The organism is Cyclobacterium xiamenense (genome assembly GCF_900109255.1).
GTDB lineage: Bacteria > Bacteroidota > Bacteroidia > Cytophagales > Cyclobacteriaceae > Cyclobacterium > Cyclobacterium xiamenense.
Window position 1 is genome coordinate 31,484 of record NZ_FNZH01000013.1, and the last position, 21,369, is coordinate 52,852.

A 21,369-nucleotide genomic window follows, 5' to 3' on the forward strand; every position below is an offset into this window, starting at 1 on the left:
CTGAATGCATTTTGGTAATCAACGACAAATAATGGGTATGAAAAAGAATCGGAGAACCTTTTTAAAAATAGGAAGTTTGGCAGGCCTTTCGGCGCTATCGGGTTGGTCCTCAGAATCAACCGGTGCCACACGACGAACGAATACCACGCGTAATCCGGCAAACGTCAACATGAGCGGGTACGCAGCTCCCGCATTGGATACCGTGCGCATTGGTTTTGTGGGACTCGGAAACCGGGGACCTGGAGCGGTGGTGCGCATGAGTAAAATCGAAGGAGTAGAAATCAAGGCACTGTGCGATCTACGCCCGGAACGTATCCGCCATGTGGAGCAGCTTCTTGAAAAGACCAATCACGAACCCGCCACCTATACGGGCACGGAAGATGCCTGGAAGCGAATGTGTGAGCGGGAAGATCTGGATTTAATTTACATTGCCACTCCCTGGTACCTGCACACACCCATGGCCGTTTATGCCATGGAGCAGGGCAAACATGCAGCGACCGAAGTGCCCGCAGCCATTACCCTGGAGGAATGCTGGCAATTGGTAGAGGTCTCTGAAAAAACCCGCAAACATTGCATGATGCTGGAAAACACCTGCTATGATTTTTTCGAGCTTCTTACCTTAAATCTCGCCCGGCAGGGGTATTTCGGGGAAATCATTCACGGTGAAGGGGCGTATATCCACGATATTTTGGAGGGGAATTTTTCCAAAACGAAGTACTTCGATATGTGGCGACTCAAACAGAATATGCGCAATGGCAGTCTTTATCCCACCCATGGGTTGGGCCCGGTTGCGCAGATCATGAATATCAACCGCGGTGACCGAATGGACTACCTGGTGTCGGTGTCTAGCCGGGATTTTATGATGGGAAAAATGGCCGGAGAGCTTGCCGAACGAGACGCTTTTTACAAGCAATTTGCCGGCAAAAGTTACCGGGGTAACATGAACACCACCACCATCAAAACCCAGCTTGGAAAAACCATCTTGTTGCAGCACGATGTCACCTCACCCAGGCCCTATTCTCGTTTGCATACCATTAGTGGAACCAAAGCCTATGCGCAAAAATACCCGGAGCCGGGAAAAATCTCCGAAGGGCACGAAGGCTGGCTATCAGCGGAAGCCATGCAGGCATTGGAGGAAAACTTCCAACCGCCCATCGTAAAAAAAATCGGGGAATTGGCCCGGCAAATTGGCGGTCACGGCGGGATGGATTTCCTAATGGACTGGCGAATGATTGATTGCCTGCGCAACGGTATTCCCCTGGATATGGATGTATACGATGCGGCTGCATGGAGTTCCATCGGCCCGTTAAGCGAATGGTCTGTAGCCAATAGGAGCGGGGCGATCGATGTACCGGATTTTACCCGCGGGGCCTGGAAGCAAAATACACCCGTAGACGTGGAATTGACCAAGGGTGGGACGACCAATATCCTTGCCGTCTGATACCCCGGCTGACAGGAAATAATCGCCACGAACCGAAATCCATTTGGAAATCCATGGTTTTTACCCCATTTTGAACGCTTGGTTTAATTATAATTTGTTTGAATGAAAATTTATAAACGCAAAGACCCGGTAGCCCTGGGAAATGCTGCCGGAATTCAGGCTGCAGAAGCGATTCGATCCGCCATAGAATTACACGGCAGCGCTAATATCATCCTCGCCACTGGCACCAGTCAGTTTGAAACCCTGAGGCAGCTATTGGCGCAGACAGCTATCGACTGGACAAAGGTCACAATGTTTCATCTGGACGAATACCTCGGATTGCCGATGAGTCATCCGGCCAGTTTTAGAAAATACCTCAAAGAGCGATTTCTGGACCAGGTGCCTGGCCTTAAGGCCTATTACCTGATCGATGGGGAAAAGGAGGATCCTGCGGAGGAAACAAAGCGGCTTAGCGAACTGATTCAAAAAAATCCGATTGACGTGGCGCTGGTTGGTATTGGGGAAAATGGACACTTGGCTTTTAATGATCCTCCGGCGGATTTTGAAACGGAAATGCCCTACCTGGTTGTCGACCTGGATGAAGCTTGTCGAAAACAGCAGTTTGGAGAAGGTTGGTTTCCCAATCTGGAAGCCGTACCGGCGCAAGCCATCAGCATGTCGGTTCGCCAGATAATGAAAGCAAAGAAAATCATTTGTTCCGTACCGGATTCCCGCAAGGCCGCTGCGGTAAAAGCCTGCCTGGAACATGCGCCGGATCCCAGGTTTCCAGCGAGTATTTTGCAGGAGCATCCGGATTGTTCCCTGTACCTGGACGAGGCTTCTGCTTCCCTTTTGCCTTCTTCCACAGCCCTAAGCGAGTAGCCAAGCCCCATCATGCCCAAAACCCAAACCGTAGAAGTTGGTGCGCTAAGCCAGCGGCAAACCTATCAGTCCATCGCAATCATTGGTGGCTTGTTTTTTATCTTTGGATTCGTTTCCTGGGTAAATGCTATTTTGATCCCGTATTTCAAAATTGCCTGTGAGTTGAATAACTTCCAGTCCTACCTGGTAGCCTTTGCCTTTTATATTTCCTACTTTATTTTCTCCGTTCCAGCCTCGTACTTACTAAAAGCCGTAGGCTTTAAAAAGGGAATGATGGTAGGGTTTTGGGTCATGGCGTTGGGCGCTTTTGTCTTTCTCCCGGCAGCCATGGGCAGGACCTACGAACTGTTTCTTTTGGGACTGTTTTTGATCGGAGCAGGTTTGGCGGTTTTGCAGACCGCTGCCAATCCCTACATCACCATCCTCGGTCCCCAGGAAAGTGCTGCCCAGCGAATCAGCATCATGGGTATTTTGAATAAAGGAGCTGGGATTTTAGCACCGCTGATCTTTGCGGCGGTTATCCTTCGGGTATCGGACGATCAGATTATTTCGCAACTTCCCATGATGGACGTATCGGAAAAAGATCAGTTTCTGGATGAATTGGTTCGCAGGGTGATGGTTCCCTATGCAGTTGTAGGTGCTGTTTTGGTTCTTTTGGGTATTTTGGTTCGTATTTCCCCCTTGCCTGAGATCAATACCGAAAATGAGAGCGAAGCCGTCTCTCAGGCGAATGCCAATAAATCCTACATCCTTCAATTTCCCCATTTGATCCTCGGGGCATTGGCAATTTTTCTGCACGTGGGGACACAGGTGATCGCCATCGATACCATCATGAGTTACGCCATTTCCATGGATATATCCCTGCTCGATGCAAAAGTGTTTCCTTCCTACACCTTGGCGGCCATGATCGCCGGTTATATTTTTGGAATCATCGTGATTCCACGTTACCTGTCCCAGGTGACGGTCCTTAAATCGTTTACGACCATGGGGCTGTTGTTTACGGCATGCATCCTTGGACTGGGAGGAGAGGTGTCGTTTCTGGGCATGCAGGTGGATATTTCTATTTGGTTCGTCGTATTGCTCGGCCTGGCCAACTCACTTGTATGGGCAGGGATATGGCCCCTTGCCCTGGATGGGCTGGGAAAATTCACGAAGTTGGGGGCGTCCATTTTGATCATGGGCCTTTGCGGCAATGCCATCTTGCCCATGGTGTACGGCTACCTCGCAGACACCATCGGATTGCGGGAGGCGTACGGAGTGCTGATTCCCTGCTATCTGTACCTGATGTTTTACGCGTTCAGAGGCTATCGCATCCGGAAATGGAGCAAAGCTTAGTCAAAATGTTTCCAGTTCGATTCGTTTAGCGCCTGTACATCTTCGGGCGTGTCAATGTCTATCCTGGCTGCTTCCAGGGGTACCCAGTCAATCGCATTAGGTTTGGCTTGAAATAGCTTTTTTGCACCCTGCCCGTCCTCCAGACAATGCAAATCCGGAAAACAAGCCCGATCGAAAAGGGCTGGAACCCCGTAGGAATTCTTGTAAAAGGTAGCGATCATAGGATACGCTGTATGCGCTTTTTTCGCTAAAAGGGCTTTTAAATGGGCTATTGGCACTAGCGGTTGATCGGAAAGTAGAATCAGCAGCTGATCAATAAATGGGTCGACTTCCAGCGCAGACAAACCGGTTTTTATCGAGCTTCCCATCCCTTTTTTCCAGGCCATGTTGCGTACAGTAATGAGCCCAGGCTGAGCAGGTAGATCAAAACAGTAGGCACCTTCAACCACAATTACTGGTCCACAATTCAATTTTAGAGCCATCGTTACTGTTTGCTGAAGCAAGGAAGTACCGCGGTAGGCTACCAATTGTTTTGGTTTCCCAAGTCTGCTGGAGTTGCCCGCGGCCAATATGAGGACACCCGTACGCACGGATTACCGGGGAAGATCGTTTCCCATGTAAGCATTGGGATTTGCTAACGGAATGGTGCTTCCCCATTTTTGATTGATGGCTTCGATAAAGTGATTGGCCAGAAAAGCGTTAGCTCGGGCGTTTGGGTGAATGCCATCGGTGGAGAAGCCTCCGTTTGGAGGAATGATGGAATTGGAAAGTGGGACAGTACCTGCGTTGACAGTACCCTCTGCAACCCGATTCATCAGATCCCGTACATCTACCAGCACCAACCGATCCGGTTCCAAAGCGACCGCAGATTGGATGATCTGGTTAAAAGTATCTATCTTCTCGGCAAGCAGGGCTTGTTCGGAAGGCAACAAGACAAACTGATCGCCTAATGGAATGGTAACGCCTTGTATGGCGGAAGCGTTGCCGCCCACTACCTGCCCCAGCACCTGCGCAGCAGTCAGGCTTACTTTATCCTGGGCGTTGGTCAGTCGTATGGAGGGAATTCCGAGCTCCCGAAGATCGGTGAGCGTTTTATCTTCGATGACGAAACCATTTTGGCCGGCGGTAAACGTAATTTGCCGGAGGTCTTTTTCCGATTCGCTGAGAAGGCCGGATTGCTGAACCCCATCCAACACCTGATTGTATTGGGTATAGGCGCCATTAGCCAGGGAGGCAAGTGCAGAAGAGAGGGGCAGCGCGTTCCAGGGGACGGTACTAAAGAAGGGCAGGGAATTGAGGTCGGGAATGTTGCCAACGGCCCCATTTGCCTCGGGATTTGCCCGGAGCATGGCGCCCAAAGCGGTTTGGTAGGCTTGTAAAAAATCCTGATCATCGGTCAATAATTCGGGTACTGCCCCTCCCGCAATAGCAAATGGGAGCACGTCATTTTTACCTAACCAGAACACGAAAAAGGTGCCCCCATCTGCGAGGGCAGCTGCCGCATCTCCGACCAGCGTAGAGGTGCCGGGATTGCTGGCAAATCGAGCATAATGGGGATTGAACAGCGGGTGGTTGGGATTGCCGCTGTCGCCGGCTTCTGGAAACAAGGCACCTGCCAGGGAAATCCCGTTGACACCAAAATTATTGATACTGGATTTGTCTCCGGTGAAGGGCCCAATTGGATTACCCGGTACAATGGGTTCGGGGGTAATCGACCCTCCGTTTACGCGCAATATGAGTCTTCCCAAGAGTTGGCCAGGCGGACTTAAAATAAAGGAACCTACTTCGGCATCTATGTCAGGTACATTGAACGCTCCTCCTCCGGCAGCCTTCATTTGCTCTGCCAGGATGACGGCAAAAGAGTTTTGCTGGGAGCGGTTGTAAAGCGCTCCGTCCATTACGCCCGCGGTTATTGAACTACCGATGGTGATCATTTTACTAAAATCAGCCTCTCCTGAATCGGGGGCTAAAACGGGCGCCTCCGGGAAGGTGTATTGGCAGGATACCAGCCAGCCAAACGAAAGCAAAAAGAGTATTGAAGGGATCCGTTTCATGCGATACTGGTTTAATTGAGCAATTCATCAAAGGTAAGCGAGACATAGTAAATGGCTCCCAGATTGGGTCCGCCGAAATTGAGGAAATAGCGGTTATTCAACACGTTGGAGCCTCCCAATTTGACGATGGTTTGCAAGGGCTTTAACCGATAGGAAACCTGTGCATCGAGGTTGTGCACGGCTGGCACATTCCCCTGAGCAAAGGAGGACTCCCAGCGAAAGGCCGTCTGGTAGCGGTAGGCCAGGTTAAATCCGATTTTTTCCGTCACTTTCCGGTTACCAAAAACCACATTGGCCTTGTGTTCGGGTGTATTGAATTCAGCAAGGAAACCTTCTTCGAAATCAGTCAGTAATTTATTGAAATTGTAATTTCCCCCTATGGTAAAATTACTCGGCAGGGAATACGTCAATCCGAGCGCCAGCCCATGAGCCCGAACGACCCTGTCCACGATATTTGTATAGGTTTGAAAGGTGTTTTCTTGTCCGGGTGTGGTTATGGGGGTTAGTAGGGAAGGAGCATTAACGGCGTTGATTGCCCCCTGATCAGAAGTCGGTGCCGCACCCGGGAATACCGGTCCGGGAGCCTTCCGAACGGCTGTTTGGGAAATAAAGTCGTTGTAAATGTTGTAATAATACGCCATATCGACGAGCAGGCGGCTGTTTAGCAAGAGCCCTTTGTATCCACCTTCAATAGAATTTACCTTTTCCGGCCTCAACGCAGGTAGATCAGTGACCTGCTCTAACAAATTCGTGGCCGATGCGGCTACCGGACTCGCTCCCCCTGCCACGGCTTCGGTGTACCGCTGCACAGAAGTTAGGGAATAGGCATTTTCAAAAACGGCATATTTTTCCCGGTAATAGGGCAAACCGGCAATCAACCGAGCCGACACGACGTTCAAATCAATGTGTTGGGCCTGGGTGGTAGGCATCCTGAATCCCGTTTGGTAAGAAATTCGAAAATTGTTGTTTCCCTCGGTGTAGACCCCCGAAATTCGGGGGCTGAACTGCCCGTCAAAGTTTTCGTTCTTGTCGTACCTGACAGAACCGGTGACTTTGAGTTTGTCATCGACGAAGCGCTTGGACGCCTGGGCAAAGGCTCCAATTTCGGAAACCGAAATATTGTTGCCCGCTACATCAGCAAAAATGGTCCCGTTTGAACGGAGGTCATAGACCCGGTAGGAGGCACCTGCCTGGAGGTCCATAAAATCAATTTCGTTTTTAAAGTCGTATTGCCCCTCTGCCATGTACATGCGGGATCGGTCGTTAAACAACGAACCCTGCGGAATGAAATCCGCTCGAATAGTGGTCTCGGCCTGATTAAACTCAGCACTACCGGGCAGCAAACGTCCCTGGTCAGCCTGGGTACGTGCAAATTGATGCGCTTCTCCCTGTTGGGCGATGGTTCCCAGAGAACCGGGGGCTACCTGTTGGAGCGCGAGCGCACCCATGTAATTCAGCGCGTATTCTCCAAACCATTGTGCATTGCCTTTCCACTGATCATTTATATTTACCCCGGTAAGATCGGCAATGTAGGAATCACCCGAATTTCCCCGGGTGGTATAACCTCTAACGAAATAATTGTCTGCTTTCAGCTCCAATTTATGTTGCGTGATGGAAAAATTATTCAAAGAGTACCGCTGCGCACCGGTATAGACCGAAGTGCCTGCACCGTAATTCAAGGTGTAAGACAGCTCTGACTGATCATTTACCCGGTAATGCAGGGCACCACTTACTTTGTAATTTTTAGCTCCGTAATCCACGAGTTCGCGTTCGTCGTAGCCCGTCCGCGAAACCACCTGATCCGGGATACTCCCAATGTAGCCGCCCAACCCCAGTAGGCCTGCCTGCTGTTGTATGGCATCCACGTTTCGCAACAAACCGATATTATTGGACACCTCGTCTCCGAATACATGGACGCGGTTCTCGCCCGGATTAAAGGGTAATTCCCCCTGGGCCGACTGGTTGAGATCTGTCTGGTCGGTTCCGTACCAGTCTTCCGCCTCCATGAAGGAAGCACTGACCTTGAAGGCCAATTTATTGGAGAAAGCCTGCGCATACCGAATGGCTCCTTCAAACATCGGACGTGGAGAACTTGGTTCGCCGGGCAAGCCATTGATGTGATTAAGCCCTTGCTTGTAAGAGGCGCTTAATCCCTGGTATTCAAAAGGGCTTTTGCTATTGATCAGCAACATACCATTAAAGGCATTGGGGCCATAAAGTGCCGAAGAGGCTCCGGGGATAAATTCCACACTTTCAACATCCAATTCAGAAGGGCCATTTAAGTTGCCAATTGGGAAGTTAAGCGAGGGGGCCTGGGTGTCCATTCCGTCTATCAATTGGACAAACCGGGTATTTCCAGTGGAGTTAAAACCCCGGGCATTTACTATTTGAAAATTAATGGAGGTACTGGTAACATCTACGCCTTTCAGGTTAGCGATGGACTTGTAATAGGAGTCGCTTGCGGCCTCTCGAATAGCCAAAATATCCATTTTTTCTATAGAAACGGGCGATTGCAGGATGCTTTCTTCAACCCGGGATGCGGAGACTACGACTTCCTGTCCCAAAAGACTTTGTTCTTCCAGGCGTATTTGCAGGTTATTTGTGTTGGCTTCCGTGATCGCTAACTCCTGGCTTGCGAACCCAATCATGGAAAAAATAAGCGTAAGCGGAGGGGCTTGGTTTACCTTTAGGGTAAAATTCCCATCGTTATCCGTGATGGTACCGATCACTTTACCTTTAACAAGGATGTTTACACCGATTAGCGGCATGCCGGACCCGGACTCTGTAACGGTACCGGAAATTTCGGTGCTTTGTTGGGCCATTGCTGACAACTGTACTCCAGCTGCCAGATAGATCCATACCAAAAGCACGGTATAGAACGATTTTAGGGGTTTTACCATTTTTTTACAGCTAAAGGTCATACATATTACAAGCAACGTACACCTCCGAGTGGGATTTTGCGGCAGTTTTAGTTTCGTTACCCCAATCTCCCTGGCAGATTCCTAAAAAAGAATTGTGTTCATCGACCACGCTTTCCCGAAAAGAGGTTGCTTTTCGACTGCACTACAGAATCAAAGCCCATCCACTCCAATCTCAAAACGAAAGTAAAGGTATTTTTGTTGCGGCTATTATTTTTTTTGGTTTTTGTTTTCTTCGTTGACGTGTGTAACAAGTCGGTCACAGAGCGATTTTATTTCTTCGGAGAAATACTCGTCTCCAGTACTGTTCAGAATGGTCTGCCCCATTCCTCCTAAAATATCGATGTAAAAGCGTTTCATTTCTGCAACCGACATGTCGTTGGTCCACAAGTCAATGCGCAAGGTGCTTTGGTTTAAGTTGTCCCACACGTTTAGGCTGATACTACGGGTAGATTCCAGCCCCTCCGCTTCTTTGTCCGAAGCGTCCCATTCAATGCTTTTGGGCAGGTTTTGATCGTCCAGTTCAACGGAGAATTTTATTTCTGACTTTTTCATTTTTTGGTATCTGGTTTTGAGGTTGCAAAACTAACAAAGAATACCGAAAGTTGACTATTCCTATTTGGCAAAGCCGGTCATTTCGGGAATTTCTCCTTTGATCACCAAGCGACCCTCTGTTTTTTGCCGAATCTCGTCCAGGTCAACGCCGGGAGCTTTTTCCACTAATTTGAAACCGCCCTCCGGGAGAATGGAAAAAACCCCCAAGTCAGTAAAAATCTTGTGTACACAGCGAAGGCCCGTCACGGGGAATTTGCATTGTTTTTTTAATTTCGAACTACCGTCTTTGTGGCAATGGCGCATGGCCACAAAGAGTTTTGCATTCGACGCCACCAAATCCAGCGCTCCGCCTACTCCCTTTATCAGGCCGGAAGAAATTTTCCAGTTGCTGATATCGCCATTTTCTGAAAGTTCCAGTGCTCCCAAAATGGCTACGTCTATGTGGCCGCCACGGATCATGGCGAAGGCTTCTGCGGAATCAAAAAGCGAAGACCCCCGGACCATGGATATGGTTTCCTTCCCCGCATTGACCAGATCCGGATCCATTTCAGCTTGTTTTGGATAGGGCCCGATACCCAACAGACCATTTTCCGACTGCAGGACCACCTGCAGGTGGCTTGGAATGTAATTGGCTACCAGGGTGGGGATGCCGATGCCCAAATTGATGTATTGACCATCTTTTATCTCTCTGGCTATTCGCTGGGCGATTTGTTCTTTGGTTAGCATGGGCTGTTATTCGGGGGAAATGGTCGTTTTTTCGATTCGCTTTTCGTAGTGATCTCCCTGAAAGATCCGCTGTACATAGATACCAGGGGTGTGCACCTGATTGGGGTCCAATTCTCCTGCAGGGACTAACTCTTCGACTTCCGCGATGGTAATTTTACCTGCCGCCGCCATTAGCGGATTAAAGTTTCTGGCGGTACCCCGGTAGATCAAATTACCGGCAGTGTCTCCCTTCCAGGCCTTGATAAGGGCAAAATCCGCTTTTATCCAGCGCTCCAGCAAATACAGCCTGCCATCAAATTCGCGAATCTCTTTTCCCTCCGCCAGTTGTGAGCCGATTCCCGCGGGCGTGAAAAATGCCGGGATACCCGCTCCACCGGCCCGAATTCGTTCTGCCAACGTGCCTTGTGGGATGAGTTCCAATTCCAGTTCTCCCGCTTTGTATTGCTTTTCAAACTCTTCGTTTTCACCTACGTAACTGGCGATCAATTTTTTCACCATTCGTTTCTTGAGCAAGAGGCCCACACCAAAGTCGTCCACGCCGGCGTTATTGGATATGCAGGTTAATCCTTTTGGGTTTCGTTCTAGCAATGCCTGTATCGCTGCTTCCGGAATGCCACATAAGCCAAATCCTCCAAGTAAGAGTACGGACTCGTCAGCGATGTCCTGGATTGCTTCCGCCGCATTTGCTACTTTTTTATTTATCATTCGGTTTGAGTTTATCCATTCCAAAAAAAGCACGCGCCCGTTCCCGGTCTTTTTCTAATTGCTCCTTTAATCCCTCTAAATTTCCGAATTTTTTTTCCGGTCTCAAAAATTCCAAAAAAGCTACTTCTAGATTTTCTCCATAAATCGTGCCCTCAAACCCCAGAATGTTTACCTCAATATTTTTCATCAGTCCCGAAACAGTAGGTCTTTTTCCGATATTGAGTATCCCACCGAGCTGTTTGGTTCCCAACCGGACCTGGACGATGTATGCACCATCCATGGGAATGAGCTTATCTGGCTCTGTCACACCAATGTTAGCAGTCGGAAATCCGATGGTCCGGCCGATTTTGTCTCCCTCCACGACCGTTCCCTCCAGGGTATAGGCTCTGCCTAAAAACTCGTTTGCAGTGGCGATATCTCCGGCTTCCAGGGCCTTACGGATCTTCGTACTGCTGATGCCCACGTTGTCAATGTCCTCCCGCGGGATCTCTTCCAGTTCAAACTGGTACTGTTGTTGCCTTGCTTTCAAATGTGCAAAGCTGCCTTTTCGGTCTTTTCCGAATCGATGGTCGTACCCGATAACCAGTATGCGGGTTTGGATTTTCTCGACGAGTATAGAATGAATGAAGTCTTCCGAGGGCATTTCGGAAAATGCCCGGGTAAACGGGATACTTAACAGATGATCTATGCCAAACGAAGCAAGCAACCTGGCTTTCTCTTCAAATGTATTCAATAAGCGTACACCGTGCTCTTCCGGAAACAAAATCATTCGGGGATGCGGCCAGAAGGTGATCAAGACCGTTTCCCCCCCGGTATTCCGGGCAATTCGGCTAATCCGTTTGAGGATTTTTTGATGACCAAGGTGAACGCCGTCAAATGTACCGATAGTGACTACCGGTCGGTTTATTGGTGGGAAATCATCAAGAGATCTATAAATTTTCATTTCGCTCTTTGTAGATTTTGTCGATCAAATCGCCCAATTCCCAGGCTTTTTCCAGCCGAAAATCGCCGATTGCCGTTCGCTTTAATGCAGATAGATAGGCACCTACTTCCAACTTTTCGCCCATATCTCGGGCCAGACTTCGGATGTAGGTACCCTTGGAGCAGCGAATACGAAAATGAATTTCCGGCAGGCTAATCTGTGTGATTTCGAAACTCTTTACGGTAACCGGTCTGGCATCCAGGTGAACCGCGATCCCTTTTCTTGCCGATTCGTATACCCGCTTTCCGTCTTTTTTTATCGCCGAATGCGCGGGAGGAACCTGCAGGATATCTCCTGTCAGCGATTGAGCGGCCGCTAAAATGGCAGAATCGTCGAGGTACGACGGATCCGCGATATCGCGTACTTCCTGCTCCAAATCATAGGAATCCGTGGTCTTCCCCAGGACCAGACTGCCTTCGTATTCTTTTTCCTGTGCCTGGTAGCGATCGATATTTTTTGTTTCCCTGCCTGCACAGATAATCAGTAGTCCGGTAGCCAGCGGATCAAGGGTACCTGCATGTCCTACTTTCTTGACCCTGAGTGCATTTCGAAGTTTTTTTACGACGTCAAAAGACGTCCATCGGTACGGCTTATTGACCAGAAATACCTCCCCATATGCCTTTTCCTGAAGCCCCATCAAAATACCCACCCGGAAAGAATGGCCAATAGGCCAACTATTGTGCAGTAAACAGAAAAGTACCGCAACTTACTCCTTCTGACCAATTGAATCATCCAGGTACAGGCAACCAGTCCGGCAAAGAATGCAGCCAAAAAGGCAACTGCCATGGTACCAAATTGCTCGTTTTCATAGCTCAGGGCGCCATCCAGAATATCCTTACCAATTTTCCCCAAAATCAACGGGACCACCATCAAAAAAGAAAACCGGGCAGCCCTGTTTTTGTCGATGCCCAGCAAAACAGAGGTGGAAATGGTCGCTCCGGATCGGGAGATTCCCGGCAACATGGCAAAGGCTTGGGCCAGGCCAATAACGAAGGCATTCCCGTAGGAAACCGGTTTTCCGGTGTTGGTCGCCCGGTCGGCCAGAAAGAGAAGCAGTGCCGTAATCAGCAGCATAAAGCCCACAAAAACCACTTTTCCCCCAAAAAGCTGCTCTAATTCTTCCTCAAAAAACAACCCGATAATGACTGCCGGAATCATGGACAGAATTATTTTCAATGAAAATTGACTTTCTTTGTTGTTTTTAAACTGAAAAAGTCCCTTGACGATGTCGTATACATCCTTTCGAAAGACTACGATTGTGCTCAAGGCCGTTGCAAAGTGAACCACTACCGTAAATAGTAAACTTTCCTCAGGTACGGAATTTCCGCCAAGAAGTGCCGAGGCGATCTCCAAGTGGCCACTGGAGGAAACGGGTAAAAATTCGGTCAGCCCCTGAACGATACCCAGTATCACTGCTTCTAAGAATGTCATTAACTCGTTTTTTTATAAAATATGGCATAAAATTGAAAAAGAAACCCCAACAGTACCACGATCGGGCCGATTGTTAGTCCCATGATACCGAAACCATGCGGCTGTTGATCCAGCCCTATGATCACAAAGCCAATAACAATGACGGCAATGCCTGCCAACATCAACTGGTAATTTTTTTTAGTAAAGGGTAGTTTGCTATCTTTCATAACGTCAGTATAATTCGTCCAGGGACATGTTCAGGTACTTATTGATGGATCGGAAGGTACTCAACCAGGACATGCATGCACCCAGGAGGATCAAACTTCCGAATAAAAGGGCCAGCAATTCGATGTTGTACAATAATTGAAAGCCCTCAATGAAATTTTTTCCGTATTCCAGCAGTGAGAAAATGATCCCGGAGGCAATCAGCCCCGCCAGGGCGCCGTACAAAAAAGAGCGCCAGAGAAACGGACGCCGGATAAATCCTTTGGTAGCACCCACTAATTGCATGCTTCGGATAAGGAACCGTTGAGAAAACAACGCCAGTTTGATCGTATTGCTAATTAATATCACCACCGTAACCAACAGTATCAAAATCAACGTACCCAAAACCAAGCTCACTTTTACCAGGTTTTCGTTTATTGCCGCTACCATATCTTGCATGTAGGTCACTTCAAATACGCCGGGCAATTGCTCTAATTCCTCCACGATGGAAGCGATCCCTTCTGAGGTCTGAAATTCTTCGTTAACGGAAAAAGTGAAGGAATCCCTCAGTGGGTTTTCGTCCAGAAATTGCGTGAAATCTTCGCCTACTTCCTCGATAAAAAGGCTGGCGGCTTCTTCTTTCGAGGTAAAATGCAAGACAGTCTCTGATTCTTTTTTTAGTACATAGGGTTTATCTTCCATTTGCCGGAGCAGTTGGTCTACATCCGATTTCTTTAGGTTTTTTGAAAGAAACACCTGTACCTCGATGTTTTCTCGGATCAGGCTCGTCAGCATTTTGGCCTGAATCAACACGACGCCAAAGATCCCGATCATTAACAAGGAGAGGGTAATGCTAAAAAGCACACTTACAAATTTATAGCTCCCCAGTCGGGTCTTTTTCCGTTGTTTTCTGCTCATTGGAGGTACGTATTCGAATCAAAATTAATCAGGGATATTAACTTAACCAACCTTATTATTTAATTTGATTGGAATCACAGCATCTGAAGTAGTTACCAGGATACAAGAAGCTGTCTCCCGGGAAATTTTCATCAGGCCGGTAAATCGTCCAAAAGCTGGCAAGACCAGGCAATTATTCCGGTAAAAAAAGCAGGGCAAGGTGATGCGCTGTCGACTTTTTCCCTGAATGACCACGCCGGGATGCAGGTGGCCGCATACATTGAGGAAGCCTTTCGGAACTCCCGCTAACGGCTCATGAGTCAGGAGCAATTTTCCCAGTGTCAACGTATCTTCGTGGATCCGAAAGTAGCTGTTTTCGTACATCCGTCTTGGCAAGATATCGTGGTTCCCTTTGACCAGGTGAAAAGAAACGGTATCGTTAAACTCAACAAACTGTAACAATTGCTCCCAGGACAGATTGTGTTCGCTATGAAACAAATCACCTAAAAATAGAAACCGAAGCGGCTTGTAGGTATCGATCAATTGCTGCAATTGCCTAAAGTCTTGGTCATGTACGGTTTCCGGAATCGGAATTCCGGATTTTCGGAAATGCCCTGCTTTTCCAAAATGGGTATCCGCTACCAGCAGACTCTTTTCTTCTTCCAGCCAAAGGGCTTTCTCCTTGAGAAAAACCAGGTGCGTCTGCTGCCACTGCCAAACAAATTTTTCTTTTGTATCGCTTGTCAAGAGAATGTTGAATTCAGACCCAAAGGTACGGGGAATACGAATGAAAGAAAACAGTACTGGCCAAACTTCCCCCCGTTTTATTCTCTTTGATTCACGTCGGGTAGGGGCGGAGTCGGGAGATAGATGCCGATTTTGGAATAAAAATTGCCTGCTTTACCCAAACCGGACGGGGAAGCGGATCGGTTTTGGCTGCTTCATTTGTAACAAGTAATCCTCACAGCGCATGAAACTCTTTGCTATTTCCTTCTTTTTTACGGTGCTAGGGTGCATTCCACAGGCAATCTCCCAGGAACTTGAGCTTAGTGCAGGGCTCACGTACAAACACCTCCTGAGCGCGCAGCGTCAGGTATTCGAGCCCCTTATGGGTATTGAATTGGCCGCAGCAAGGCAGGAGCAGTCCCCGTTTTCCGCCGATATGGTTGCCTGGGGAGCTACTGTAGGGGTCTTTCGTATGAATACGACAGGCGAAGGAACCGCCGGGCAATTTCAACAAATTGTGGAGACAACCGCCACATTCCGGTACGACCTGTACCACAGCGATGCACTTTCGTTTTTCTACGGGGCCGCCGCTGGTTTCGCGTTTACAACCCTTCATGCGGATCAGCCAGTTTCTTCTTCGGAAAACACAAGCACCCAAATCTATACCCGTGGCCTGCTCTCTCCCAATGCAGGAGTGAACATTGAATTTAGCCGTTCCCTGGCACTTTACTACAAGCTGCAATACGACCTGGGCAAGTACTTCGGGTCTCAGCCGAATTGGGGAGACCCATCGTCCAAATGGAACCACCGTCTGGTTCAGTCCGCTGGCGTTCGGCTTCGGTTTTGGTAGCCCTACTCTCAGTCGATTTGTTTTTGGGTTTGCAGGTAGGCCATCAGATTGATCACCTCTTCGTTAGAAAGCGGTTCAAACAAGCCCGGAGGCATCAGGGATACGTCGGTGATTTCCTTGTTCTGAATCGCCGATTTATTGATCAGGACCGGGTTCTGCCCAGCCACCTTTAGCGTAAGCTGTCGGGCGGTTTCCCCTACCACATTTCCGGTGTAGGTACGGCCGTCAACGGTGGTAATGACCACCAGGCGGTAGGCGTCCTGAATTTCCGCGCTGGGTTCCAGTACATTCAGAAGAATGTAATCCGGGTCCTGCCGATTGGAACCGGTAAGATCAGGTCCGATATCCGCTCCTTCCCCAAATAGCTTGTGGCAACTACCACATGACTGCGTAAACAGCCGTTTGCCTTCCCGTAGATTTGCGGTTGCCAGGGCTTCTTTCGTAAAAAGGTCTTTGTAGCGTTGGTAGGCGGCTTCGTCGCTGGGAACATGTTCTATCGGCCCCCATACTTCGACAAAGCCGCTGCCGATTACCCGGTGCAATTGCCGGGCCAGCGTAACCGGGATTTCCTTCCTGGCGATGTTTCCCGCTTTAATTTCGTCCAACAGTTGGTTTCCATATAAAGAACGAGCGGACATGGTTTGCAGGATGGCTACCTTTTCTTCTGCCGAAGCTGTCGGATAGGCTTTTATAAGCGCAGATCCGAGGTCCGCTTTGGAAAAAGCAGCTACGGCCCGTATGGCCTCCAATCGAAGTGTCTTCTCCTTCAGCAGCGCAGGCAGGAGTGGGGTTAACTCCGTTTTTTGCTGCGCGGCAAGCATTTGGAGGGCGGTAATTTTCTCTTGCTCTGAGGCAGAAGGGTTTTGCAGCATAGCCAATGCTTCCTGCGTAGCTGCCGCATCCCCAAATCGAGCGCTGACTTCCGCTACAAGAGCGCCGAGTTCTTCCGTCCCCTTCAGTTTTTCGGCAATTTCCTGCCAGCGCTGCGGAGGGGAAAGATCGGTTCTTCCCTCCATTCCCTCCACCATGCCGGACAGAAGATCGGTCCGGTTTTGTTTCGCCAACGCAATGCGCGCTACCAACGCATTGAGGTGATCGCCATCTACGGCCCTTCGCGCCATGAATCGCGTCAGCAAGGGTGATGCCGATTCCTCGGCCATGGCCAAAAACCGGTTGGGGTTTTTATCGATCAGGTATTCCGTTCCAAACCAGATCATTTTGGGGATGTTGTGATCCTCTCGGTCTTCTGCTCTGCGCATCAGTGCGGCTGACAGGTCCCATTTCCAGTCTTCCGGAATGCGTTGCAGGGCTGCAGCCAGGTACAGGCGTACGGTCGCAGAAGGGTCCTCGTTGGCCAGTTGGGTAAAGCGATCCCTGGCGGCTTGGGGCGGATTACGGTCCTCGCAAAGCAATTGGATGCCCCAGGCCCGTACGTAGGGATCCGGATCATCCAATAACGCCAGGCGTTCCTGCTTTCGCCATCCATCAACCTGATGCAAGGCCCAAAGCGCCCTGAGTCTGTAATTGCCATTTTCGTGTTGGTTAAAAATCGCCTTCAGCCGGGAAATGGTGGTTTCCTCCAGTTTTTGCTGTACCGCGCGTTTGTGAAGGATTCCCCGTGCCCGTCTGGAATGCCAGTCACTTTTACTGGTTTGCAGGTGTACCAATGCGGAATCTGGCAGGCCATTGAGATCGCCGTACCGCCCTTCCCAGTCTTCTGCCCTTGACTGGTCGGGCATTATTCGGAAAATGCGACCGGTTTCACTGTTCAGCACTTCCTGTCCGCAGATATCGGCATCGTGCCAATCCAATACGTATACCCCACCTTCGGGACCGGTTTCCATGCTAAAACCCACCCATTGGGCATTGTTTGCCAGTAAAAAATCGTCCACATGCCTACCGGTAAACCCGGATCCATTCGGGACGAGTTCGTCTGTGAGTACGGCATGTTCGTGGATATTGGCCATAAATACCCTGCCCCATTCTTCTTCGGGGAAGGCATCGGACTGGTAGATTCGCGCGCCCCCATGTGCCGAACGATGGCTGTGATCGGTAATGGTTTTGATGTCTTCGTATACGTAAGGATTGAAGTGCTGCCCCCCTTGCCGGTGGTATATCCCTCCCGGCACCACGTGCCAGAGGTGGGGAATTACACAGGCGGTCATGATCCATTGTCCCTTTGGATCGTAATCAATCCCCCAGGGATTGCTGAATCCATGGGCCACCACTTCAAAGTTCTGCTTGACCGGATGATAGCGCCAGACACCGCCATTGATGTCCACACCCTCGGCGTCCAGCAAATCCTCCGGAAATGGGTCCTTGTGGTAATACAGTTTCTTTTTTTCTTCTTCGGTTGGCTTCCGGATTTTAGAGGGAGTGGCGAAGCCCTGTAACCCATATAACCAGCCGTCGGGGCCCCAATGCAGGCTGTTTAAGGTTTCGTGCCGGTCGCGAATGCCCCAGCCGGTCAGCAAAACTTCGATGGCATCCGTATCCGCCCGGTCGTCCTGATCCCGGTCCGGGATAAATAACAAATTAGGTGGTGCGCCTACATAGACACCGTCAAAACCGACCGCCAGTGCGGCAGGAAAAGCCAGTCCCTCCATGAATACTTTTTTCAAGTCTGCCTTTCCATCTCCATCTGTATCTTCCAAAATCAATATCCGGCTGTCACCGGCGTCTGAGAAACCATGCCCCCGGGATTCGTAGTCCCGGTTTTCTGCCACCCATAGCCGGCCTTTGTCGTCCCAACAGAAAGCCATGGGTTGGGTAATCATTGGCTCGGAAGCGAATACATTGACGCGATAGCCCTCTTTTACGCTCATCTCTTCTACGGCTTCCTCGGGTGAAAGAAACCGGGCGTTTCTGCCCTCTTCCTGCGCAATGCGCCAAAGGGCCGTGGTATTGTACATGCCGGTATTTCCCACGTATTCTCCCCAGGCTTCTGTCAATGCCAGGTCCTCAAATTTGTCGGTATAAAACAGCAGCCGGTGCTTTAGGACCAGCGTCTCCCCGGCCGGAAGGCTCCAGTCTGCATCCCGGGTGTAAGCAGGACCTACGCCAAATTGTCCATCTACGCGCCATTTTTGAGGGTATCCCTTGTTGTCCGGGTGATCAAATAGCGCCACGTTTGCCCGGTCGTCACGTCCTTTCACCTGCATGCCAATATTCAGCCACATGGAAGGTTGCCCCTCAGCCAGCTCGTTTTTTTGCCGGGCGGTGTTGACAACCTCGGCATCCATCCCTTCCTGCCAGGGCATTCGAAGAAACAGGCCTCCGTAGTCGTATTTCCCAATCGTGAGCGATTCCTCCGCGTGTCCCTGCCATTCCAAGTCCAAAAAATACCGCTCGTTTTCCACCTGAAAGGACCAGGTTTGCGTTTCCGTTAGGACCACGTTTCCCAGGCTGTCGAGCATCTCGTACACCGTCTGCCATTTCACCTGTTCTCCTTCTTCCTGGAGTACATTTGCTGCGACTTTTCGCCAGTGGCTGGCTTCCGGGTGGTGAAAGAAATCCCGCTCGTTTACCCGCGTAAATCCCCAATACAGCCCCGTTTGGTGCTTGTGGTGTCCGGGGCTGTATTCGGTTACTATCCCGTTGCCATCCGGAGAAAGGATTGGATGGATGTAGGGTCGAAACCCCTCCTGCGCTTCCTGTACCAGCAATGGGGTATCCGGCAGGTTTTTTCGCACTACCCGGAGCTGCCCGTTAGCGTCATCCCGAATGATGGTGAGTATCACAGGGCCTTCCGAAAGGCGTTGGTTTTCAACACCCTGCCCTCCTCCGCAGCCGTACAAGGCCAGCAGGAAACTAAGGATCAGCAGCTTTTGCATGGGAAAATAATTGGGAAAGGTTAGGGGGTATTTCTAGGGTGAATCACCCCGTATTGCCTTTTTATTCGCTTAAACCGATCAACGAGCGAATGTTGAATGGAATCGTATTCGGGATGGTTGTAGATATTGTTCATCTCCATCGGATCTTTTTCCAGATCGTACATTTCCCATTCGCCCAGTTCGTAAAAATGCATGAGTTTGTAACGCTCCCCGGTTATCCCCTCGTGTTTGTTTACGCTGTGCACTGCTGGAAACTCGTAATAGTGGTAATAGAGATAATCCCGCCAGTTTTCGGGCGTTTCGCCGCGCATTAAAGGAAGCAGGCTCCTGCCTTGCATGCGATCGGGAGCTTCTACCCCTGCTACATCCAAAAAGGTCTGGGCAAAATCCAGATTGGAAACCAGATCGCTGTTAACCGTTCCTTCCGGGATTTTTCCCTGCCATTGCATGAGTAGAGGGGTACGGAAGGATTCTTCGTACATGAACCGCTTGTCGAACCAGCCGTGCTCGCCCAGGTAAAACCCCTGGTCAGAAGTGTATACGATCAGGGTGTTTTCATCCAGGCCATTCTCCTCCAGGTAATCCAGTACCCTTCCCACATTGTCATCGACGGAACGGATGGTGGCCAGGTAATCGCGCATGTACCGCTGGTATTTCCATCGGACCAGGTCGTTGCCTTGAAGGTTCTGTTCCTGGAATTCCTGGATAATGGGATTGTAAACGGCATCCCAGGCTGCCCGCTGTGTGTCATTCATGCGGCCATACGTACGGTTATAACTGCCTTTATTCTTGTTTTCTTCGGTCCAAAGCTTCAAATCGGAGTCCAGTTGCATGGTCTCCCGAATGGTCATGTCTTGTTCTTTGGCTGCCGTCCCGCGGTTGCTGTAATCGTCAAACAGGTTGGCTGGCTCGGGGAATTCCACGTCTTCATACAAGGTCAGGTGATCCGGTCCTTTTTCCCATTCCCGATGCGGTGCTTTGTGCTGCAACATCAGCATAAAGGGCTTTCCACTTCCTTTATTGGCGTCCAGCCAAGCAAGGGATTTATCGGTGATCAGGTCGGAAACGTAGCCTTCGACGGCACCCGTATCGGTATCGGAGATAAAATCAGGATTGTAATAATGGCCTTGCCCAGGCAAAACTTCCCAATGATCAAATCCGGTTGGCTTGGACCGAAGGTGCCATTTCCCAATGAGCGCGGTGGTGTATCCATTTTCCCGAAGGAGTTTGGGGAACGTGATTTGTTCGCCATCGAAAATATCACCATTGGTACGGTGACCGTTTACATGGCTGTGCGCCCCAGTCAGAACGGTTGCCCGCGAGGGAGCACAAATGGAATTTGTAACATAAGCACGGTCGAACCGCATGCCATTTTCTGCAATCCGGTCGATGTTAGGCGTAGGGGCATAGTCGGCGAGCTGGTGCTCGTAAGCACTGATGGCTTGAAATGCATGGTCATCGGAGAATATAAATAAAATATTGGGCCGCTGAGGTTCGGAGATCGTTTCGGTGCTTTTTTCGGCGCAGGAAAGGGTAGCTGCAGAAAGGACAAGCAGGAGCATCAGGTTACTGAAGGAGTGTACGTGGACTTGTTTCATCATTCGTTTCAATCAATTGCTATGGGTTTTATTTGTTTGGACCGCCGATAATCGGCCGGCAAACAATATAGAGATATTTCTTTTGCCAAAGAAATTTGATCGCAGCAAAACGGGCAGGTATTAGGTGAAGCGGGTTGCCGGCTTGAAAATCACGTTCGGTTTTTCCGAATGGGGATAGCGGGTAGGAGGCATTGATTTTCTGGGGATTTCAAATCGGATACCTCGTGTTTTTCTTAAAAAATTACCCTAATTTACCGTCCGGGTATCTCTCATT

General features: G+C 49.7%; 18 protein-coding genes. 4 read left to right on the top strand and 14 right to left on the bottom strand.

Annotated elements, in window-relative coordinates:
• The first annotated feature begins 37 nt into the window (after positions 1-37).
• From BMW71_RS22260 to BMW71_RS22270, 3 genes are all read left to right on the top strand, one after another.
• A complete protein-coding gene (locus tag BMW71_RS22260) occupies positions 38-1,441 on the top strand; it encodes a Gfo/Idh/MocA family protein (RefSeq protein ID WP_092178777.1) in 1,404 nt (467 codons plus the stop codon).
• 102 nt (positions 1,442-1,543) lie between these two features.
• Positions 1,544-2,302 (top strand): glucosamine-6-phosphate deaminase, encoded by a 759-nt coding sequence (locus tag BMW71_RS22265; protein ID WP_092178744.1) that lies wholly within the window; start codon positions 1,544-1,546, stop codon positions 2,300-2,302.
• Between the two features lie 12 nt (positions 2,303-2,314).
• Complete coding sequence (locus tag BMW71_RS22270) at positions 2,315-3,637, top strand: sugar MFS transporter (RefSeq protein WP_092178745.1); 1,323 nt, start codon at positions 2,315-2,317, stop codon at positions 3,635-3,637.
• On the opposite strand, the gene BMW71_RS22275 is transcribed toward BMW71_RS22270, so the two are convergent.
• From BMW71_RS22275 to pdeM, 12 genes are all read right to left on the bottom strand, one after another.
• On the bottom strand, positions 3,634-4,227 hold the full coding sequence (locus BMW71_RS22275) for a nucleotidyltransferase family protein (RefSeq protein ID WP_092178746.1): 594 nt from the start codon (positions 4,225-4,227) through the stop codon (positions 3,634-3,636). The two genes, BMW71_RS22270 and BMW71_RS22275, sit on opposite strands and share 4 nt — an antisense overlap.
• Positions 4,228-4,230: 3 nt before the next feature.
• On the bottom strand, positions 4,231-5,691 hold the full coding sequence (locus BMW71_RS22280) for a hypothetical protein (RefSeq protein WP_092178747.1): 1,461 nt from the start codon (positions 5,689-5,691) through the stop codon (positions 4,231-4,233).
• An 11-nt stretch (positions 5,692-5,702) separates the two neighbouring features.
• Positions 5,703-8,591: a TonB-dependent receptor gene (locus BMW71_RS22285; RefSeq protein ID WP_092178778.1), complete on the bottom strand. Its 2,889-nt coding sequence runs from the start codon at positions 8,589-8,591 to the stop codon at positions 5,703-5,705.
• Positions 8,592-8,819: 228 nt separating this feature from the next.
• Positions 8,820-9,164 carry a gliding motility protein GldC gene (gene gldC, locus BMW71_RS22290; RefSeq protein ID WP_092178748.1) on the bottom strand — a complete coding sequence of 115 codons (345 nt, stop codon included), beginning with the start codon at positions 9,162-9,164 and terminating at the stop codon, positions 8,820-8,822.
• 60 nt (positions 9,165-9,224) lie between these two features.
• The gene (locus BMW71_RS22295; RefSeq protein WP_092178749.1) at positions 9,225-9,890 is read right to left on the bottom strand and encodes a 3-oxoacid CoA-transferase subunit B; all 666 of its coding nucleotides are present in this window, start codon (positions 9,888-9,890) and stop codon (positions 9,225-9,227) included.
• A 6-nt stretch (positions 9,891-9,896) separates the two neighbouring features.
• Positions 9,897-10,595, bottom strand: a complete 699-nt coding sequence (locus BMW71_RS22300; protein ID WP_092178750.1) for a CoA transferase subunit A — start codon at positions 10,593-10,595, stop codon at positions 9,897-9,899.
• A complete protein-coding gene (locus BMW71_RS22305) occupies positions 10,585-11,538 on the bottom strand; it encodes a bifunctional riboflavin kinase/FAD synthetase (protein ID WP_092178751.1) in 954 nt (317 codons plus the stop codon). Before BMW71_RS22305 ends, BMW71_RS22300 begins: the two co-directional genes overlap by 11 nt.
• A complete protein-coding gene (gene truB, locus BMW71_RS22310; RefSeq protein WP_092178752.1) occupies positions 11,525-12,214 on the bottom strand; it encodes a tRNA pseudouridine(55) synthase TruB in 690 nt (229 codons plus the stop codon). Before truB ends, BMW71_RS22305 begins: the two co-directional genes overlap by 14 nt.
• Positions 12,214-13,008, bottom strand: a complete 795-nt coding sequence (locus BMW71_RS22315) for an undecaprenyl-diphosphate phosphatase (protein ID WP_092178753.1) — start codon at positions 13,006-13,008, stop codon at positions 12,214-12,216. The genes truB and BMW71_RS22315 overlap by 1 nt, the downstream gene beginning before the upstream one ends.
• Positions 13,008-13,214 carry a DUF3098 domain-containing protein gene (locus BMW71_RS22320; RefSeq protein WP_092178754.1) on the bottom strand — a complete coding sequence of 69 codons (207 nt, stop codon included), beginning with the start codon at positions 13,212-13,214 and terminating at the stop codon, positions 13,008-13,010. Before BMW71_RS22320 ends, BMW71_RS22315 begins: the two co-directional genes overlap by 1 nt.
• A gap of 4 nt (positions 13,215-13,218) precedes the next feature.
• Complete coding sequence (locus BMW71_RS22325) at positions 13,219-14,109, bottom strand: cell division protein FtsX (protein WP_092178755.1); 891 nt, start codon at positions 14,107-14,109, stop codon at positions 13,219-13,221.
• Positions 14,110-14,151: 42 nt separating this feature from the next.
• A complete protein-coding gene (gene pdeM, locus BMW71_RS22330) occupies positions 14,152-14,835 on the bottom strand; it encodes a ligase-associated DNA damage response endonuclease PdeM (protein ID WP_244891281.1) in 684 nt (227 codons plus the stop codon).
• A 223-nt stretch (positions 14,836-15,058) separates the two neighbouring features.
• On the opposite strand from pdeM, the gene BMW71_RS22335 reads away from it, so the two are divergent.
• Positions 15,059-15,664, top strand: coding sequence for a hypothetical protein (locus BMW71_RS22335; RefSeq protein ID WP_092178757.1), 606 nt, complete (start codon positions 15,059-15,061; stop codon positions 15,662-15,664).
• Between the two features lie 8 nt (positions 15,665-15,672).
• On the opposite strand, the gene BMW71_RS22340 is transcribed toward BMW71_RS22335, so the two are convergent.
• Both BMW71_RS22340 and BMW71_RS22345 read right to left on the bottom strand, forming a co-directional pair.
• Positions 15,673-19,497 carry a PVC-type heme-binding CxxCH protein gene (locus BMW71_RS22340; RefSeq protein ID WP_092178758.1) on the bottom strand — a complete coding sequence of 1,275 codons (3,825 nt, stop codon included), beginning with the start codon at positions 19,495-19,497 and terminating at the stop codon, positions 15,673-15,675.
• Between the two features lie 20 nt (positions 19,498-19,517).
• Positions 19,518-21,098 (bottom strand): sulfatase family protein, encoded by a 1,581-nt coding sequence (locus tag BMW71_RS22345; protein ID WP_218145622.1) that lies wholly within the window; start codon positions 21,096-21,098, stop codon positions 19,518-19,520.
• Positions 21,099-21,369: the final 271 nt, after the last annotated feature.

Excerpts from the sequence above, each read along its gene's own strand:
- BMW71_RS22260 (WP_092178777.1), top strand. The coding sequence starts at position 38 with ATGAAAAAGAATCGGAGAACCTTTTTAAAAATAGGAAGTTTGGCAGGC.
- BMW71_RS22265 (WP_092178744.1), top strand. The coding sequence starts at position 1,544 with ATGAAAATTTATAAACGCAAAGACCCGGTAGCCCTGGGAAATGCTGCC.
- BMW71_RS22270 (WP_092178745.1), top strand. The coding sequence starts at position 2,315 with ATGCCCAAAACCCAAACCGTAGAAGTTGGTGCGCTAAGCCAGCGGCAA.
- BMW71_RS22280 (WP_092178747.1), bottom strand. The coding sequence starts at position 5,691 with ATGAAACGGATCCCTTCAATACTCTTTTTGCTTTCGTTTGGCTGGCTG.
- BMW71_RS22285 (WP_092178778.1), bottom strand. The coding sequence starts at position 8,591 with ATGGTAAAACCCCTAAAATCGTTCTATACCGTGCTTTTGGTATGGATC.
- gldC (WP_092178748.1), bottom strand. The coding sequence starts at position 9,164 with ATGAAAAAGTCAGAAATAAAATTCTCCGTTGAACTGGACGATCAAAAC.
- BMW71_RS22295 (WP_092178749.1), bottom strand. The coding sequence starts at position 9,890 with ATGCTAACCAAAGAACAAATCGCCCAGCGAATAGCCAGAGAGATAAAA.
- BMW71_RS22300 (WP_092178750.1), bottom strand. The coding sequence starts at position 10,595 with ATGATAAATAAAAAAGTAGCAAATGCGGCGGAAGCAATCCAGGACATC.
- BMW71_RS22305 (WP_092178751.1), bottom strand. The coding sequence starts at position 11,538 with ATGAAAATTTATAGATCTCTTGATGATTTCCCACCAATAAACCGACCG.
- truB (WP_092178752.1), bottom strand. The coding sequence starts at position 12,214 with ATGGGGCTTCAGGAAAAGGCATATGGGGAGGTATTTCTGGTCAATAAG.
- BMW71_RS22315 (WP_092178753.1), bottom strand. The coding sequence starts at position 13,008 with ATGACATTCTTAGAAGCAGTGATACTGGGTATCGTTCAGGGGCTGACC.
- BMW71_RS22320 (WP_092178754.1), bottom strand. The coding sequence starts at position 13,214 with ATGAAAGATAGCAAACTACCCTTTACTAAAAAAAATTACCAGTTGATG.
- BMW71_RS22325 (WP_092178755.1), bottom strand. The coding sequence starts at position 14,109 with ATGAGCAGAAAACAACGGAAAAAGACCCGACTGGGGAGCTATAAATTT.
- BMW71_RS22335 (WP_092178757.1), top strand. The coding sequence starts at position 15,059 with ATGAAACTCTTTGCTATTTCCTTCTTTTTTACGGTGCTAGGGTGCATT.
- BMW71_RS22340 (WP_092178758.1), bottom strand. The coding sequence starts at position 19,497 with ATGCAAAAGCTGCTGATCCTTAGTTTCCTGCTGGCCTTGTACGGCTGC.
- BMW71_RS22345 (WP_218145622.1), bottom strand. The coding sequence starts at position 21,098 with ATGATGAAACAAGTCCACGTACACTCCTTCAGTAACCTGATGCTCCTG.